The following is a 15,469-nucleotide window of genomic DNA, read 5'->3' on the forward strand; positions in this document are numbered from 1 at the left end:
CGCCTGCTTTTGAAGCGAACTCAAAACCGGAATAAATGCACGAAAGGTTGCACACGTAGCTTATGTTGGAGAAAAAACCATATCCGCTAGAATTGATCTATGTACCTATGAAACGTGCAAAAACACTTGATCAGCAAAAAGTCCTGACACTGGCCGAAGATATTCTGAAGAACGGCCAGAAGACCCCGATCCAGATACGCGCTGACAACAAAAGGTTCGTGCTGATTGAAGGCCTTCACCGACTAGAAGCCATCCGCGCCCTAGGAGGTGATACCGTCGAAGCCTATTTGGTCCGCGCCAGACTACACTAAATACCTATTGGAATTGGCGTTCGACAAAGCCTCGGAAAATGTCAGCAGACGTTGACTTTTTTCATCCCAAAGATGCAACCGTGCGCAATGAAGGCTCTCAAATAAAGTAATACGCTGGCAATCTTCCAACTCAGAATGGTCACGCAAAACCTCGTTTAGCCGATAAAACGGTATGCGGCTGGCGAGATGGTGAACATGGTGCACACCAATGTTGCCAGAGAACCACCGCAGGATGCCTGGCAGGGCATAGTGAGAACTGCCATAGAACGCGGCGTTCTGAAGGTTCCAGCCCTCTTCCCGATCCCAAGTCGTGTGTTCGAACTGGTGTTGAATGTAGAAAAGCCAAATACCAATGGATGATGCGACAATCACGGTTGGCAGGAAAACACACGCCAACACCTCAAAGCCTCCGGCCCATAAAATCAGAGCCAATAACCCTGCAATTGCGGCGTTTGTTCCCATCGCACTTGCCCAGTACAGCCAGCCCGACCGCATGAAACCAACAGGTAAGCGGTATTGAATAAAGAACGTATAGATCGGCGCAACACCGAACAGGACGACTGGGTTCCGGGTCAGACGATACGCGGCACGCCCGAACCAATTCCGTTTCAGGTATTCCTCAATGGTCAATGTAGGGATATCACCCATACCACGCCGATCAAGGTTACCGGTTGAGGCATGGTGAATCGCATGGCTTTGCCGCCAAACGTCATAGGGTGTCACGGTAAGAACACCTAGAACCCGGCCGGTCCAATTGCATGCGTTGCGGTTTCTGAAGAAAGATCCATGACCACAATCATGCATAATGATGAAGATACGGACCAGAAATGCGGCATTTAGGACGGCCAGCAATATTGCGATCCAGACGCTAAATGATAACGCAAACCACGCTAGAGCCCATAGCGCGAATAAGGGGACAACGGTGATCGCAATTTCATAAATACTGCGCTTCGCATCGGGCACACGGTATTGCGCGAGCGCCCGCGTCCAGTCTTTTGGTTGCAACTTACTTGTTCTCCAACGGCTTATAGTTGCCCATTGTGCAAACGGGCACCCAGAAAGGATGCCCGTAAAAGGTCAGGCCAGTGCCAGATTGGCGGCGCTTTCGCGCCCGTCACGGCCAGCTTCGACGTCAAAAGTAACCTTTTGACCGTCTTTCAATTCGCTAAGGCCGGAACGTTCGACTGCTGAGATATGTACGAACACGTCGCGTTTGCCGTCTTCAGGCTCGATAAAGCCAAAACCTTTGGTCGAGTTGAACCATTTTACTGTGCCATTTGCCATGGTGGAAGTCTCCTAATACTTGCCGCCCGCATCATTGCGGCGACTCGGCGTGGTCGGTCTGAATCGAAAGACTGAACGCCGAATTGGGGAGACAGCAGGTCGAAAAAGAAAAACGTAAGCCGTGTGTATATGGACTTCGAGTACGCACGATACAAGCCTTGATGCAGGGGAGGGTAACAGAGAAATCGAGCCTGTCTGGCTTGGAACCTAGCAAGTTGAGATGACGCCGTATCTCTGCGATCCAAATGCGAAGGCGTCTTGGGTAGGCGACACAGAAGATTAATGACCGCTTTTGAGAATCTATCCTACTACATCCGAGACAGCGATAAGCGTCAGTTTTGATGCCGTAGCGAGACTTTGCAAAGTCTGCTTTCTGCGCATTGCCGTCGTTAGCGCGGACTGCAGCACCCGGTAACTTTGGGTTCTGACCCGACGTCAGTCGCGCATTGCACGAAGGTCCGGTGTGGGGCGAGGCTCAAAATCCGGCCATCCCAGCTAAAGAGTGGGCGGTAACTGAACTTGCCCAAAATTCAAAAGTGAGGCTTGCCATAGATAGGGGGATTAAATGGGGGATATTAAAATCCCCATACGAGTATAATTGTTAAAAATCATTACCTTATATAAATTTAGTGGCGGAGAGACAGGGATTCGAACCCTGGAGACGGTTTCCCGCCTACACACTTTCCAGGCGTGCGCCTTCGACCACTCGGCCACCTCTCCGTGGGCGCGATATTTGGACCATCGCCGGGGGATTTGCAAGGGGCGATTAAAGCGAAAATTCAACCTTCCGCAGTTCCGCTGCAGACGCGGTTAAATCTCGTCGCCGTCCCCGTCACCCAGATCGGCCTCGGTCATGTCAACAGGAGCAGAGGACGGCGGATTTGACGCCGGTTTTGTGGTCTCGGCCTCGGGTTTCTGCTGCGGCGCTGAGGGCTGCCCCTGCAACGCTTCGGGGTTACGCAGCCAGACATCGCGCTGTGCGAAGGGAATCTCAATGCCTTCCTCGACAAAGCGGCGGTTGATCTCATGGTTCATGTCGGATTTCACCGACAGCACCCAGTTCACATCGCGCAGAATGGCGCGAATCTCGAAATCCAGAGAATCCGCACCAAAGCCCTGGAACACCACGCTGGGGGCCGGATGCGCCAGCACCATCGGGTGCGAGTTCGCCACTTCGCCCAAGATTTTCTCGACCACGCGGGTGTCAGTGCCATAGGCCACGCCCACAGGCACGATGACCCGCCCAATGGTGTTGCCGCGGGTATAGTTCGTAACCACACCGCTGATCAGGTCCGAGTTCGGAACGATCACATCAGTCCGGTCAAACGTCTCAATCCGCGTGGACCGCACCGAGATGTCACGCACATAGCCCATCATCCCGTTCACATCGATCCAGTCCCCTTTCGAGATCGGGCGTTCGACCAGCAGGATGATGCCCGACACGAAGTTCGACACGATGGTCTGCAGGCCGAAACCGATACCAACCGACAGCGCACCGGCGACGATAGCCAGCGACGACAGGTCAAACCCGGCCACCATGATGGCAATAAGCGCCGCCAGAAATATCCCGACATATCCGGTGCCGGCCGCAATCGCGTTCTGCCCACCCGGATCGATGCTGGTTTTCGGCAGCAACGAATTGCGCAGCCCGCTTTGCAGCAAGCGTGTAAGGCCATAGCCGATTGCGAACACGACTAGGAAGGTAAAGAAGTTGCTGGGCGAAATCGTGACACCACCGATATCGAACCCCAGCAGCAGCCGCGACCAGACCTCAAGCAGGTCGGTTTGCCGCGCGCCCCAGTACAGCGCCAGAACTGGCAGGGTAAGGATGGCAAGGACAAAACCGGCCAGTACGGAAAACAGCGAATCCCGCGCAGACTCGCCCTGCCCGCTCAGCCAGCCGTAGACCGAGGTCAAAAAGCGATGGAAGATCGCCAAAGCCGCAAACAAAACCAGCGTTTTCACTGCGGGGAAGACAATTGCTTCGGCTGCATTGGTATAGCCGACAAGCGCCAGGATCGGGCTGGCAATCCCCAGCAGGAACAGAGCCCGGCGCAGGAATTCCACGATCTGCGTCAGGCCGGCACTGCGGGGCGTTTCACTTGCCTCGGCGTCGTCCACAACCGGCTTGCTGGCCCGGATGCGGCGGATACGCAGCAGGATCATAGCGGTGCCAAAAACCACCGGAAAGCTGATGACTGCCCGGGTCGCGTCCGAGATATTCTCGATCTGATCGAACAGCAGCCCGAATTCATACGCGATCAGAAAGATCGCCAGAATGTCCAGATACACCCGCAACTCGGTAACATTCTTACGGGACAGGCGATTGAAGCCCTGTGCCGCCTGCGTCAGATACAGCTGACGTCCGATCCAGTCGTAGTAAAAGATAAGGGCGGCCCAATACGGTAGGTTCTGGATCAGCAATGTGCCACGCAGCCCCAGAAGACCGGTCATGATGACCGCCTGCACCATCAGCCAGACGCCCAGCCAGGGCAACAGGATGCGCAGCAGCGATACCAGAAACGACCACACACCAATGCCGCGCCCGCCAAGGCTGCGCAGGTATTCGCCCGCAGCCTCGGACCAATAGCGCCCGTAATACAGCAACACACCCGCAGCGAGGGTCAGGAACAGAATGCCAAGGCCGCGATCTCTCAGACGGTCCTGAACGATATTGGCCTTCAGGTTTTGCGCAGATTCACCGATCAGGCCGCGCACGGAGTCGACAAGGTCGGTCCAGGCCGGGCCCCAATATGTCGGGTTCATCGGGGATGGCCCGCGTTCCAGCAGCTCTTTCTTCTGCCTGTCGCGAAGCAACTGATCGATCTCGCTGATCAGGCCATTGGCGCGGCTGAAGGCTTCCTCCGAGATGATCCGCGGAACCTGCAGGCTGGTCAGCTGGTCTTCCAGATGGGCCCGCAATCGGGCAATTTCCTCGGGCTCGGTCGCGTCGCCTTCCGGCGCCGGTCCAAGGGCCTTGATCTGAGCATCCAGAGTCTGGATGCGATCCGTATTGGCGCTGCGCGCGCGGTTGAAATCTTCACGGTAGGTGTGGATTTCGGACCGCAAATTCTCGAGCGCCGCGTTCGAGGTCCGGTCGGCTTCGATTTCGGTCTCGGCGCGGTCCGCCGTTGCAAGCCACTTCTGGTAATACTCGCTTTGCTGATCAGATAGCTCGGCGGCAAGAGGGCCGCCCAGCATGGTAAAGCAAACCAGAAAGAGCGCAAGAAACAGGCGGACCTGCCGCAGCATCATACGTCCTCGAACACGCCGGGAATGCTGCGCGGGGCTTCGGTCATCCAATCCGGCACCGGCAGTTCCTTTTCACGCAGGAATTCGGGGTTGAACAGTTTGGACTGATAGCGCGTGCCATAGTCGCACAGGATCGTCACGATAGTGTGGCCCGGTCCCAGATCCTTGGCCAGACGCACAGCGCCCGCCATGTTGATCGCCGTCGAACCGCCCATGACCAGACCTTCCTCGCGCAGCAGGTCAAAGATATAGGGCAACGCTTCATTGTCAGTCATCTGATAGGCGTAGTCGGGTTTGAACCCTTCGAGGTTCTTGGTGATGCGCACCTGCCCGATACCTTCGGCGATCGAGCTGCCCTCCATCGCGATCTCACCGGTGGTGTAGTACGAATAAAGCCCAGCCCCCATCGGATCGACCAGAGCGATCTTGACCCCTTTGGGCTGCAGCGCGTCGGCCACACCGGCCAGCGTCCCGCCCGAGCCCACTGCGCTGACAAAGCCATCGACCTTGCCGCCGGTTTGCTCCCAGATTTCCGGGCCGGTGGTTTCGACATGGGCCTGACGGTTGGCCACGTTGTCGAACTGGTTCGCCCAGATCGCGCCGTTGGGTTCGGTCTGCGCCAGTTCCTCGGCCAGACGGCGCGAGTAGTGCACAAAGTTGTTCGGGTTGCGGTATGGTGCGGCCGGAACCTGCACCAGTTGCGCGCCCGCCAGACGCAGCATGTCCTTCTTTTCTTCCGACTGGGTTTCCGGGATCACGATCACCGTCTTGAACCCCATCGACGCACCAACCAGCGCCAGACCGATGCCGGTATTGCCCGCCGTGCCCTCGACAATTGTTCCGCCGGGCTTAAGCTCGCCCCGCGCAACGGCATCGCGGATGATGTAAAGCGCCGCGCGATCCTTGACCGATTGACCCGGATTCATGAACTCGGCCTTGCCCAGAATTTCGCACCCGGTCTCTTCACTGATGCGCTTCAGTCGGATCAGCGGTGTTTTCCCGACTGCGTCGGCAAGGTCTCGTGCAATGCGCATGGCGCCCTCATATCATTACGTATCAACGAAGATTTACAGATGCCTTGCGACAACCACAAGCGGCGATCCTCACCCCCGCAGACGGTCGCGATGCCGGGCCAGCCAGTTGGCCAGCGACAACAGGGGCAAATCCTTGAATTCGTTATTGTCCACCTTTTGCATAAAGGTGCCATAGGGCAGGATTTGCGTGCGGATATCCTCACCCTCAGACGCCAGCCCGCCATTGTCGATCGTCCGGGTCAGATCACCCAGCCCGACATAGAGGTAAACAAACTCGGTCGACGACCCGCTCGAGGAATAGGCCCCGCCCGCATATTCCAATGCGTCCAGCGTCACCTGGGCCTCTTCCTGTGCTTCACGATAGGCGGACTGTTCCGGAGTTTCTCCGGGATCAATCATGCCGGCCACCGGCTCCCAAATCCACGGCTCGGGATCGTCGATCAGAAACACCGGCGCGCGGAACTGTTCGACCAGCAGAACCGTGTCGCGGACCGGGTCATAGGGCAGAACGACCACGGCGGCCCCCTGCATCAGCCCGCTGCGCTGCAAAACAGGCCCCATCGTCCCGTCATGCTGCCGATGCTGCACCTCCAGTTCTTCCACGCCGAAATAGTTAACATAGGCATGCTTGTGGCTTTGGACGATGACGTCTTTGGCCGTGTCGCGCGGATCGCCGGTCCGACGCTTGCGCGCGGCCAGGCGGGCCCAAGCACGGGTGCGGATCGGCGCGAAGTTGCGGGCAATCGTCGAGGCGTCGACCCTGCCGTAGTAGGCAAGCTCTTCCTGTGCGGCCAGCAGGGTCACATCGGCCCATTCATCGACCCAGCCCTGCAACGACCATGGCCCATTCGGTGTCCAGAGGCCGGGTTCCGGGAAAAACACACTCGCCGGGGCTATTGCCCCATCAGCAAGCGTCACGTCCAGCGGGCTGAGGTCGTAGTCAAACCCGCCCTCGTAATAGGCCAGCCTGTTCAAGTCCTCTTGGGTAAATCCCTGCACTAGCAGACCTTCGGCTTTGCTGCCCTTTTCCGAAACAATCATCGGAAAAGCCTGCCCTGCCACGGCATAAACTGCATGATCTCGCAAGCTGGCCTGCGACACCGTCAATTGCGACAAGGGGCGGCCCAGCACAAGCTCAAGCAGCGGCTGGTGCCTGAGCGTGCCGTAAAAGAACAAATTGGACACTAAAGAGAAACTCGCGCTGAATTCCAGAGGGTTACCGCCAGCGGCGGCTGGCTTCTTCGGTTGCAAGACCGGCGATAAGTGCTCCGATCACCAAAGTCCACAGAATTTCCGGCGCCAGCAGAAGTCTGCTGTAATCGACACCAATCTTGAAGATAGAGATCAGCGCCTCGAACGGCCCATCATACCGATGGCGCATGGCCAGTTTGATCATTTCATTGCAGCCCTGAACAAAAAGGCCCCAGAACACAAGCGCGGCAATACCTGTCAACCCGTTGTTGACCGCTCCGGTCCAACCCCGGCCAACCCGCTTGCCCATGATCATCCAGCCACACACCAACCCGATGACCATGTTCACAATTGTAAAATAGCCGTAATCCTTACCCTCTTCGCCGTTGGTGACAATCATGCTTGATACGAGAAAGGCCACCACCAACAGACAAATTGCAGCAACGAGACGCGGAGCACTGGGCATTCGGTATTTCCGTTTGTTAACTGGGTTTTGCTATAGTGATCTGTGTCACATCGCAGTTGCCAGTGTCAAAGGCTGCGCCACATGCGGTCAAATAATAGTTCCACATGCGGCGAAAACGCTCATCAAACCCCATTTCGGCAATTTCGTCCCATTTCTCGTTGAACGTGTCGTACCAACGACGCAGCGTCAGATCATAGCTTTTGCCGAATTCCCGGGATTTCACCACGTCCAACCCGGCCCCGGAAACCTGTTCTTTCAGGATCGTAGGCGTCGGAAGCATTCCGCCCGGAAAAATATATTTCTGAATGAAATCAACGCCGTTCTTGTAAATGTCCCACCGGTGATCCGCGACGGTGATGATCTGCAACGTCGCCTGCGCACCGGGCTTCAGGCGCTCGCGCACGGTCTCGAAGTAGACCGGCCAGTATTTCTGTCCGACGGCTTCGAACATCTCGATCGAGGCGATCCCGTCATACTGCCCCTGTTCGTCGCGGTAATCCTGCAACTTGAACTCAACCAAGCCAGAAAGACCCGCTTTTTCAATCCTTTGGCGCGCAAAGTTTAACTGCTCCTGACTGATCGTCAAACCTGTGACCCTTAGGCCACGCTCTTTCGCGGCATATTCTGCGAAACCACCCCAGCCGCAGCCGATCTCCAGGATGTGGTCTCCGGGCTTAGCGCCCATTTCATCGACCAGACTGGCGTATTTCGCGGTTTGTGCGTTTTCCAGACTTTCCTGCCCCGTCTCGAACAGCGCGCTGGAATAAGTCATCGTATCGTCCAGCCACAAACCATAGAAATCATTCCCCAGGTCGTAGTGGTACGAGATGTTCTTCTTGGCCTGCCGCCGATGGTTCCGGTGCAACCAAAACCGCAAGCGTTCATAGGCCTGCACCAGGAACATGCCGGTGAAATCGTCATAAACAGTCTCGGTACCCAGATGCACCAGATCCATAAAGGACCGCAGGTCGGGCGTGCTCCAATCGCCCTCCAGATACGCATCAGAGAAGCCCAGCTCGCCCTCGCGGATCAGACGCGCAAAGACGTCCGGGTCATGGATATCAACCCGAGCGACCGGTCCGGGCTTGCCACCTTCGGACCGAAAAATCCGACCATCGGGCAAGGCGATGTCCATCCGACCGGACTCCATCCGGTTCAGCATCTTGAAGACTTGAACAAAATACCTGGGCAGTTCTTTCTGCCCTTCTGTTGTCGTTAAGATCATCCGCTCTCCCCTTTGCGGCCTTAGTTAAAAGCTAGGCCGAGTTTGTGTTTGTGGCAAGTTTTCAGTTCCTTACCCGGTTTTCCGGCCTTCATAAGCCACCAAGGCCCGCGCCCGGCCAGAGGCAAGATCGACCACCGATTCCGGATAGGCAGAAGCAGAATCCAACGCCCACGAGCGCGGCACCGCATCAAAGTACGACAACGCGCTGGCCGAAGGTGCGGCCTGCATTTCGGCGATCCACCGTTTCAGATAGGTCCCTTGCGGATCGAATTTTTCCTGCTGTGTCTGCGGGTTAAATATCCGGAAGAATGGCGAGGCGTCCGGTCCCGAGCCTGCAACCCATTGCCAACCCATCGCATTTGCCGCCGGGTCCCAGTCGATCAGGCACTCGGCAAACCAGTCCATGCCGATTTTCCAGTGTGTCATCAGATGCTTGGTCAGATAACTGGCCACGATCATGCGGGCCCGGTTGTGCATACGGCCGGTTACGTACATCTGACGCAAACCGGCATCCACCGCCGGAATACCGGTGCGGCCCTGCTGCCACGCGACAACGTCGGGATGGCTGGCATCGGTGTTCCACGGGAACGCTTCCCATTCCGGCTTCCAGTTTTCGGTCAGCAAGTGCGGCGTATGGAACATGAGATGATAGGCAAACTCGCGCCAGACCAGTTGGCGCAAATACGCCTCGATGCCCTGCGCGCCCGTCATTGCGGCGCGCTGAACCGCGTGCCATACGGTGCGCGGCCCGATCTCGCCCAACGATAGGTATTCGGCCAAATTCGATGTGCCATCCCGATCCAGACGATCCCGGTCCGTCGAATAGTCTGAGATTCCGTCCAAAAACCCGTGCAGAGCCTCGAATGCCGCGTTTTCACCGGGCCGCACATATGGCGCAACAATTGCCGCCCCGCGATTCATTGCCCGGCCCAGTTTCCACTCCGCCAAATCATCGGTGCCCGGCCAATTCCGGGGCGCTGGAAACACCAAAGGCGCGGCCTCGGGCGCAGGAACATCCCTCCCCTGAACGGCGCGCCACATCGGAGTGAAAACGCGGAACGGCTGACCGGCCTTTGTGGTCACGGTCCACGGCTCGAACAATAAGTGCCCTTCGAAAGAGATGGCCTCGACCCCCTGCCCGGTCAGCGCTGACTTGATACGGGTGTCTCTTGCAATTGCGTTCGGATCATAGGCGCGAGACCAATAGACCGCGGTGGCACCGGTTTCTGCGATCAGCTTCTGCAAAACAGTTAAGGCGTCCCCGCGCCGCAGGATCAAACGGCTACCGAGCTTTTCAAGGGACTGCGCAAAGACCTTCAGCCCAAGACCAAGTCGCCATTTTGGTGCCGCCCCCAACGCCTGGCCAAGGTCGTCCAGAATAAAGACCGGGATGATGGGCCGCCCGGACCGGGCCGCCGCGCTTAGCGCGGGATGGTCCGACAGGCGCAAGTCCCGCCGGAACCACAAGATGATCGGAGATTGAGAGTTTTCCATGTCCGCCCGGTTGTTTTCTTCGCATTACGAAGCCGAACGGAAAATGGATCACAAAACAGCGTCAAGTGCGTTCAATAACTGATCAATTTCCTGTTGCGAGGTATAGTGCGTGAAGCTGACCCGCAACACGCCCTGCGCCAGATCCACTCCCATCGCCTGCAGCGGACGCACGGCATAAAAATCACCGCCACCCGCCATGATCCCCTGATTTGCAAGATCGGCTGCGACGGCCTCTGCGTTCTGGTTCAGGGCCAGCGCAACGGTCGGCGCGCGGCGCGTCGCATCAGATGTGCCGATCAGGCGCACGGCATTGCGGTCCTTGACCGCATCCAGCACCGGCTGCAGCAAGGCCACTTCTTGCCTGCGCATAAGGTCATGCACGAAAGCTCCGCGGTGGGTCGCATCGCCTTCGGGGCCGTTGTGGTGATCGCACAGCAGGTCGACATAATCCGCCATGCCCGCACTGGCCGCGATCTGCGCATGATCGGGCCCGGCGGGCGTAAACCGCTGGTACAGCACGTCACCGTTGAAGAAATGCGCCTGATTGGGCAGCAACTCTCCCAATGCGCGCCGGACCACCATGCACCCTTGATGCGGGCCATAGGTTTTGTAGGCCGAGAACAGATAGATATCCGGCCCCAGATGGCCAACATTCGGAAACCCGTGCGGCGCGTATGAAACACCGTCAACACAGACGAACGCACCGGCCGCATGGGCGATCGAGGTGATTTCGGTCACCGGGTTGATCTCGCCGATCACGTTGGAGCAGTGGGGAAAGCACACCAGACGGACCTTTTCGTCCAGCAAGTTTTCCAGATCCTGCGGGTTCAGCGACCCGGTTTCCGGATCGATCTGCCATTCGCGGATTTCGATGCCATCCTCGGCCAGGCGCCGCCACGGGCCGGAATTGGCCTCGTGATCCTGATTGGTCACCACGATGGCCTCGCCCGATTTCATCCATCGGCGAAACGCCTGCGCAAGGACATAGGTGTTTTGCGTGGTCGAAGGCCCAAAGCTGAGTTCGTCGGTGTCCACGCCCAGCATCGCGGCCATGCGTGCGCGGGCTTCGTCCATCTCTTCGCCCGCCAGACGGCTGGCGTCATAGGGGCCATAGGGCTGCACCTTGCGTTGCGTGTAATAGCGCGTCAGCCGGTCCAGCACCGGCTTGCAAGTGTATGACCCGCCCGCGTTCTCAAAGAACGCCTGTCCTTGCAGGCTTGGCTCGGAAAAAGCCGGGAACTGAGCCCGAACGAAATTGATATCCAGAGTGCTCATGGCACGCCTCTCCTCATTCATGCAGCTTGTTCCGATACGATGCCCGCGCATGATTTCGGACAACTCGGAAATCACGGCAGGTCTTCCAGCCCAACCACAGCCCCTTTTAGACAGAGGCATGGGCAGTCTTTCTGGGCGGAACATGCCACCCGAAGGACGCGGATAGTTAGACAAGGGCAAGGACATCGGTCAACCCGGCCCAAAAGAAAAAAGCCCCGACGCATGGTCGGGGCTTTTCTTGATAAGGCCGAACTCAGCGGCGGCGTTTTTCGTTCGCCAGACCGATGAAGACCGATACGCACATCAGCACAAGCACGATCGCAAACGGAAAGCCGGTTGCAATCGCGGCGGCCTGCAAGGCGCCAAGCCCGCCACCCAGCAACAGCACGACAGCAATCGCACCTTCCAGAACGCACCAGAATACGCGCTGCGCCGTGGGGGCATCGGTTTTGCCGCCAGCCGTGATCGTATCGATCACCAGCGAGCCCGAGTCCGAGCTGGTCACGAAGAACACGACAACCAGGACGATGCCGACAAAGGACAGCAGGCCGGTCATCGGGAAGGCTTCGAACATCTTGAACATCTTCAGCTCAAGCGCTGCGTCCGACAGGGCCTGCCCCGAACCGGACATGACCTGATCCAGCGCCGCGCCACCGAAAACGCTCATCCACAGCGCGCCGACAACCGTCGGGATCAGGATCACGCAGGTCACGAATTCACGCACGGTGCGACCGCGCGAAATGCGGGCGATGAACATGCCGACGAAGGGTGACCAGGAAATCCACCAGGCCCAGTAAAAGGCAGTCCAACCCTGCATGAAGTTGGTGTCTTCACGACCAACCCAGTTCGACAGCGCGGGCAGCGCAATGAAGTACTCGATCATGCTGTCGAAAAAGCCGGTCAGAATAGCGGCGGTCGGACCAACGATCAGCACCAGCAACAGCAGAGCCGCAGCCAGGATCATGTTGGCCTCGGACAGACGCTTTACCCCTTTGTCGAGGCCGGCAACAACCGAGATCAACGCAAACACCGTGATCAAACCGATCAGCAGCACTTTCATGCCATCCGTGATCGGAACATCGAACAGGTAGTTCAGACCGGCCAGCGCCTGCGTCGCGCCCAGACCCAGCGATGTCGCCAGACCAAAGATGGTGGCAAACACGGCCAGAACGTCGATGATGTGTCCCAGAGGGCCCCATGTCGCCTCGCCAAACAGCGGATAGAATACCGACCGCATGGTCAGCGGCAGACCCCGGTTAAAGCTGAAAAAGGCCAGTGCCAGTGCCACGACCGCATAGACGGCCCAAGGGTGCATACCCCAATGGAAAATGGTCGCCGCCATCGCCAGTTTTCTCGAAGCTTCCGGGTCTTCCAGCCCTGCGCCCAGCGGCGCCCAGTCGGTGCGGATACCATCTTCTCCGACGGCAACGCCGCCCAGAGACGATCCATAGTGCGAAATCGGCTCGGCCACGCCCCAGAACACCAGACCGATGCCCATGCCTGCGGCAAACAGCATCGCGAACCAACCGGCATAGCTGTAATCCGGTTTGGCGTCATCACCACCCAACCGGATCGAACCATAGGGCGTGACGATCAGCAGCAGCGAAAACACCACAAAGATGTTGGCCGCGATCATGAACACCCAGTCGAACTGGCTGGTCAGTGCCGGACGAAGCCAACCAAAGAATTCGGCCGCCTGCTCGCGAAACACGAGCGAGAAAAACACGAATGCAATAATGGTAAGCCCCGAAACGGCAAAAACCGGATTGTGAACGTCCAGCCCCAAGATCTGAACGTTGTCCTGACCGACTTCATAGTCGGTATCCGTATTTTCGGACATAGATTCTCTTCCTTCCCTTATTCGGTGCCCAGAACTTTCAATATCCCGCACCGAAAAGGCTTGGCTGAGAAGACCACATATAACAAGAAAACGACATAACCTGCAAAAAACGACATGAGTAATGAGCAGGTTGCGCGCCGGTGGAAATCGTATCCCCGGGCAAAAAAGGCCGGGGTGTGACCCCGGCCCGTGGATTCGGTTTGTTCAAATTAGCCCTGAACTTTGGTATAGGTGCCCTCACCCGCCAAAATGCCGCGGAAGCCGCCGGGCTCGTCAAGGCCAAAGACAATCAGCGGCAAGTTGTTGTCCCGCGCCAGCGCAATGGCCGAGGCATCCATGACACGCAGCCGCTTGGCCAGAACGTCATCATAGGTGACCGTGTCATAGCGAACCGCGTCGGCGTGAACCTTCGGGTCCTTGTCATAGACACCATCAACGCCGTTCTTGCCCATGAAGATCGCCTCGCACGCCATTTCGTTGGCGCGCAGGGTCGCAGCGGTATCCGTGGTGAAATACGGGTTGCCCGTTCCGGCGGCAAAGATGCAGACCCGTTTCTTTTCCAGGTGCCGGACAGCGCGGCGGCGGATGTAGGGCTCGCAGACCTCATCCATCCGAATGGCCGAGATGACACGGGTGAAAACGCCGATCTCTTCCAGTGCCGACTGCATCCCCAGCGCGTTCATGACCGTTGCCAGCATACCCATGTAATCGGCCGTTGTACGCTCCATCCCCTGCGCCGAGCCGCTGAGACCGCGGAAAATGTTGCCGCCGCCAATCACCATGCAGATCTCGACACCCAGATCGTGCACCGACTTGACCTCTTGCGCGATGCGTTGAACGGTCGGCGGGTGCAGGCCGAACCCCTGATCCCCCATCAGCGCCTCGCCGGATATCTTCAGCATCACGCGGCTGTACTTTGTTTTGGCGTTCTCGGCGGTTTCGACTGATTGGGAAAGGCTCATGTTGCGCTCCGGGCTGGCACGGGGTTAATTTCCGGCGCAAAATGAAGCAAAAACTCCGCAGGTTCAATGCGGATGGTGAGGATTGGGGCACACCCGGATGGCCAACAACGTCAGATCGCAGATTTGGGACCGCCTGCCCCCGATTGACGACGGCAAGCCCGTGCTTATCGCGGGGCCGACGGCCTCGGGGAAATCTGCGCTGGCCTTGCAGATCGCCGAAACCTTTGGCGGCGTGATCGTGAATGCGGATGCCAGTCAGGTTTACGATTGCTGGCGGGTGATTTCGGCGCGTCCGTCAGCAGAAGAAGAGGCCCGCGCGCCGCATCTGCTGTATGGTCACATCGCCTATGATCAGGACTATTCCACCGGCCACTGGCTGCGCGAGGTGACGCCGCTTCTGTCCAGGGGCCAGCGCCCGATCATTGTTGGTGGCACCGGCCTGTATTTCTCGGCCCTGACCGAAGGTATGGCCGACATCCCCCCCACGCCGATCGAGGTACGGGCTGAGGCCGACCAGATGAATCTGCCCTCACTGATTGCCGGCGTCGATGCGGGCACGCTGAACCGGATCGACACCCGGAACCGCGCCCGCGTTCAGCGCGCCTGGGAGGTTCAGCAAGCCACCGGGCGCAGCCTGAGCGACTGGCAGGCCGATACGCCCCCTCCGGTTCTGGACCTGTCTGACACGGTGCCGATCGTCTTTGACGTGGACAAGGAATGGCTGCTGGAACGCATCACCCGGCGGTTCGATCAGATGCTGGATACGGGCGCGCTGCAAGAGGTCGAGACGATGCGCGACCTCTATGATCCGTCCCTGCCCGCCTTCAAGGCCATCGGCGTGCCCGAGTTGATCGCGTATCTGGACGGCAAGATGACCCTGGATGCCGCCCGCGAGCGTGCGACGATCGCTACCCGTCAGTTTGCCAAGCGTCAGCGCACCTGGTTCAGGGCGCGGATGGGTGTCTGGCACCGCATCGACGCAGCACTGTAGGACTGCCGCACCCGCATCCCCGAAATGAGCAAAACAACGACGGCCTGACGTACGAAGGTCGGCACCCAAACGCAGCACTTTTTGCGCCATATGCCTAGTTTCAAATTGAAACGTCCGACATCTGACTTTCTACAGATATGTCGC

General features: G+C 58.1%; 13 protein-coding genes and 1 tRNA gene. 2 read left to right on the forward strand and 12 right to left on the reverse strand.

From position 1 onward, the window contains the following. The first annotated feature begins 62 nt into the window (after positions 1-62). Entirely contained in the window at positions 63-311 is a 249-nt protein-coding gene (locus ACR0DO_RS01115) for a ParB N-terminal domain-containing protein (protein WP_480556231.1), read from the forward strand. Here ACR0DO_RS01115 and ACR0DO_RS01120 read toward each other — a convergent pair. The 12 genes from ACR0DO_RS01120 to pyrH form a co-directional block, all read right to left on the reverse strand. Continuing rightward, the gene (locus tag ACR0DO_RS01120) at positions 303-1,316 is read right to left on the reverse strand and encodes a fatty acid desaturase (RefSeq protein WP_170328728.1); all 1,014 of its coding nucleotides are present in this window, start codon (positions 1,314-1,316) and stop codon (positions 303-305) included. The two genes, ACR0DO_RS01115 and ACR0DO_RS01120, sit on opposite strands and share 9 nt — an antisense overlap. A 72-nt stretch (positions 1,317-1,388) precedes the next feature. Further along, positions 1,389-1,595, reverse strand: a complete 207-nt coding sequence (locus ACR0DO_RS01125) for a cold-shock protein (protein ID WP_170328727.1) — start codon at positions 1,593-1,595, stop codon at positions 1,389-1,391. Between the two features lie 630 nt (positions 1,596-2,225). Continuing rightward, positions 2,226-2,315: transfer RNA gene (locus ACR0DO_RS01130), tRNA-Ser, on the reverse strand. A 90-nt stretch (positions 2,316-2,405) separates the two neighbouring features. Beyond that, positions 2,406-4,847, reverse strand: a complete 2,442-nt coding sequence (locus tag ACR0DO_RS01135; protein ID WP_480556232.1) for a DUF3772 domain-containing protein — start codon at positions 4,845-4,847, stop codon at positions 2,406-2,408. After that, complete coding sequence (locus ACR0DO_RS01140; protein ID WP_480556233.1) at positions 4,847-5,881, reverse strand: cysteine synthase A; 1,035 nt, start codon at positions 5,879-5,881, stop codon at positions 4,847-4,849. The genes ACR0DO_RS01135 and ACR0DO_RS01140 overlap by 1 nt, the downstream gene beginning before the upstream one ends. Positions 5,882-5,950: 69 nt before the next feature. Next, a complete protein-coding gene (locus ACR0DO_RS01145) occupies positions 5,951-7,066 on the reverse strand; it encodes an NUDIX domain-containing protein (protein ID WP_480556234.1) in 1,116 nt (371 codons plus the stop codon). A 31-nt stretch (positions 7,067-7,097) separates the two neighbouring features. Beyond that, positions 7,098-7,538, reverse strand: a complete 441-nt coding sequence (locus ACR0DO_RS01150) for a TrgA family protein (protein ID WP_480556235.1) — start codon at positions 7,536-7,538, stop codon at positions 7,098-7,100. Positions 7,539-7,554: 16 nt separating this feature from the next. After that, positions 7,555-8,763: a class I SAM-dependent methyltransferase gene (locus ACR0DO_RS01155; RefSeq protein WP_480556236.1), complete on the reverse strand. Its 1,209-nt coding sequence runs from the start codon at positions 8,761-8,763 to the stop codon at positions 7,555-7,557. A 69-nt stretch (positions 8,764-8,832) separates the two neighbouring features. After that, entirely contained in the window at positions 8,833-10,257 is a 1,425-nt protein-coding gene (locus ACR0DO_RS01160) for a cryptochrome/photolyase family protein (RefSeq protein ID WP_480556237.1), read from the reverse strand. Positions 10,258-10,305: 48 nt separating this feature from the next. Then, a complete protein-coding gene (locus ACR0DO_RS01165; protein ID WP_480556238.1) occupies positions 10,306-11,532 on the reverse strand; it encodes an aminotransferase class V-fold PLP-dependent enzyme in 1,227 nt (408 codons plus the stop codon). 253 nt (positions 11,533-11,785) lie between these two features. Further along, complete coding sequence (locus ACR0DO_RS01170) at positions 11,786-13,372, reverse strand: BCCT family transporter (RefSeq protein ID WP_170442212.1); 1,587 nt, start codon at positions 13,370-13,372, stop codon at positions 11,786-11,788. 209 nt (positions 13,373-13,581) lie between these two features. Further along, positions 13,582-14,334 carry a UMP kinase gene (gene pyrH / locus ACR0DO_RS01175; RefSeq protein WP_170442208.1) on the reverse strand — a complete coding sequence of 251 codons (753 nt, stop codon included), beginning with the start codon at positions 14,332-14,334 and terminating at the stop codon, positions 13,582-13,584. A 97-nt stretch (positions 14,335-14,431) separates the two neighbouring features. On the opposite strand from pyrH, the gene miaA reads away from it, so the two are divergent. Further along, positions 14,432-15,325, forward strand: coding sequence for a tRNA (adenosine(37)-N6)-dimethylallyltransferase MiaA (gene miaA, locus ACR0DO_RS01180; protein WP_480556239.1), 894 nt, complete (start codon positions 14,432-14,434; stop codon positions 15,323-15,325). Positions 15,326-15,469 lie beyond the last annotated feature (144 nt).

Source organism: Ruegeria sp. AM9 (genome assembly GCF_056540565.1).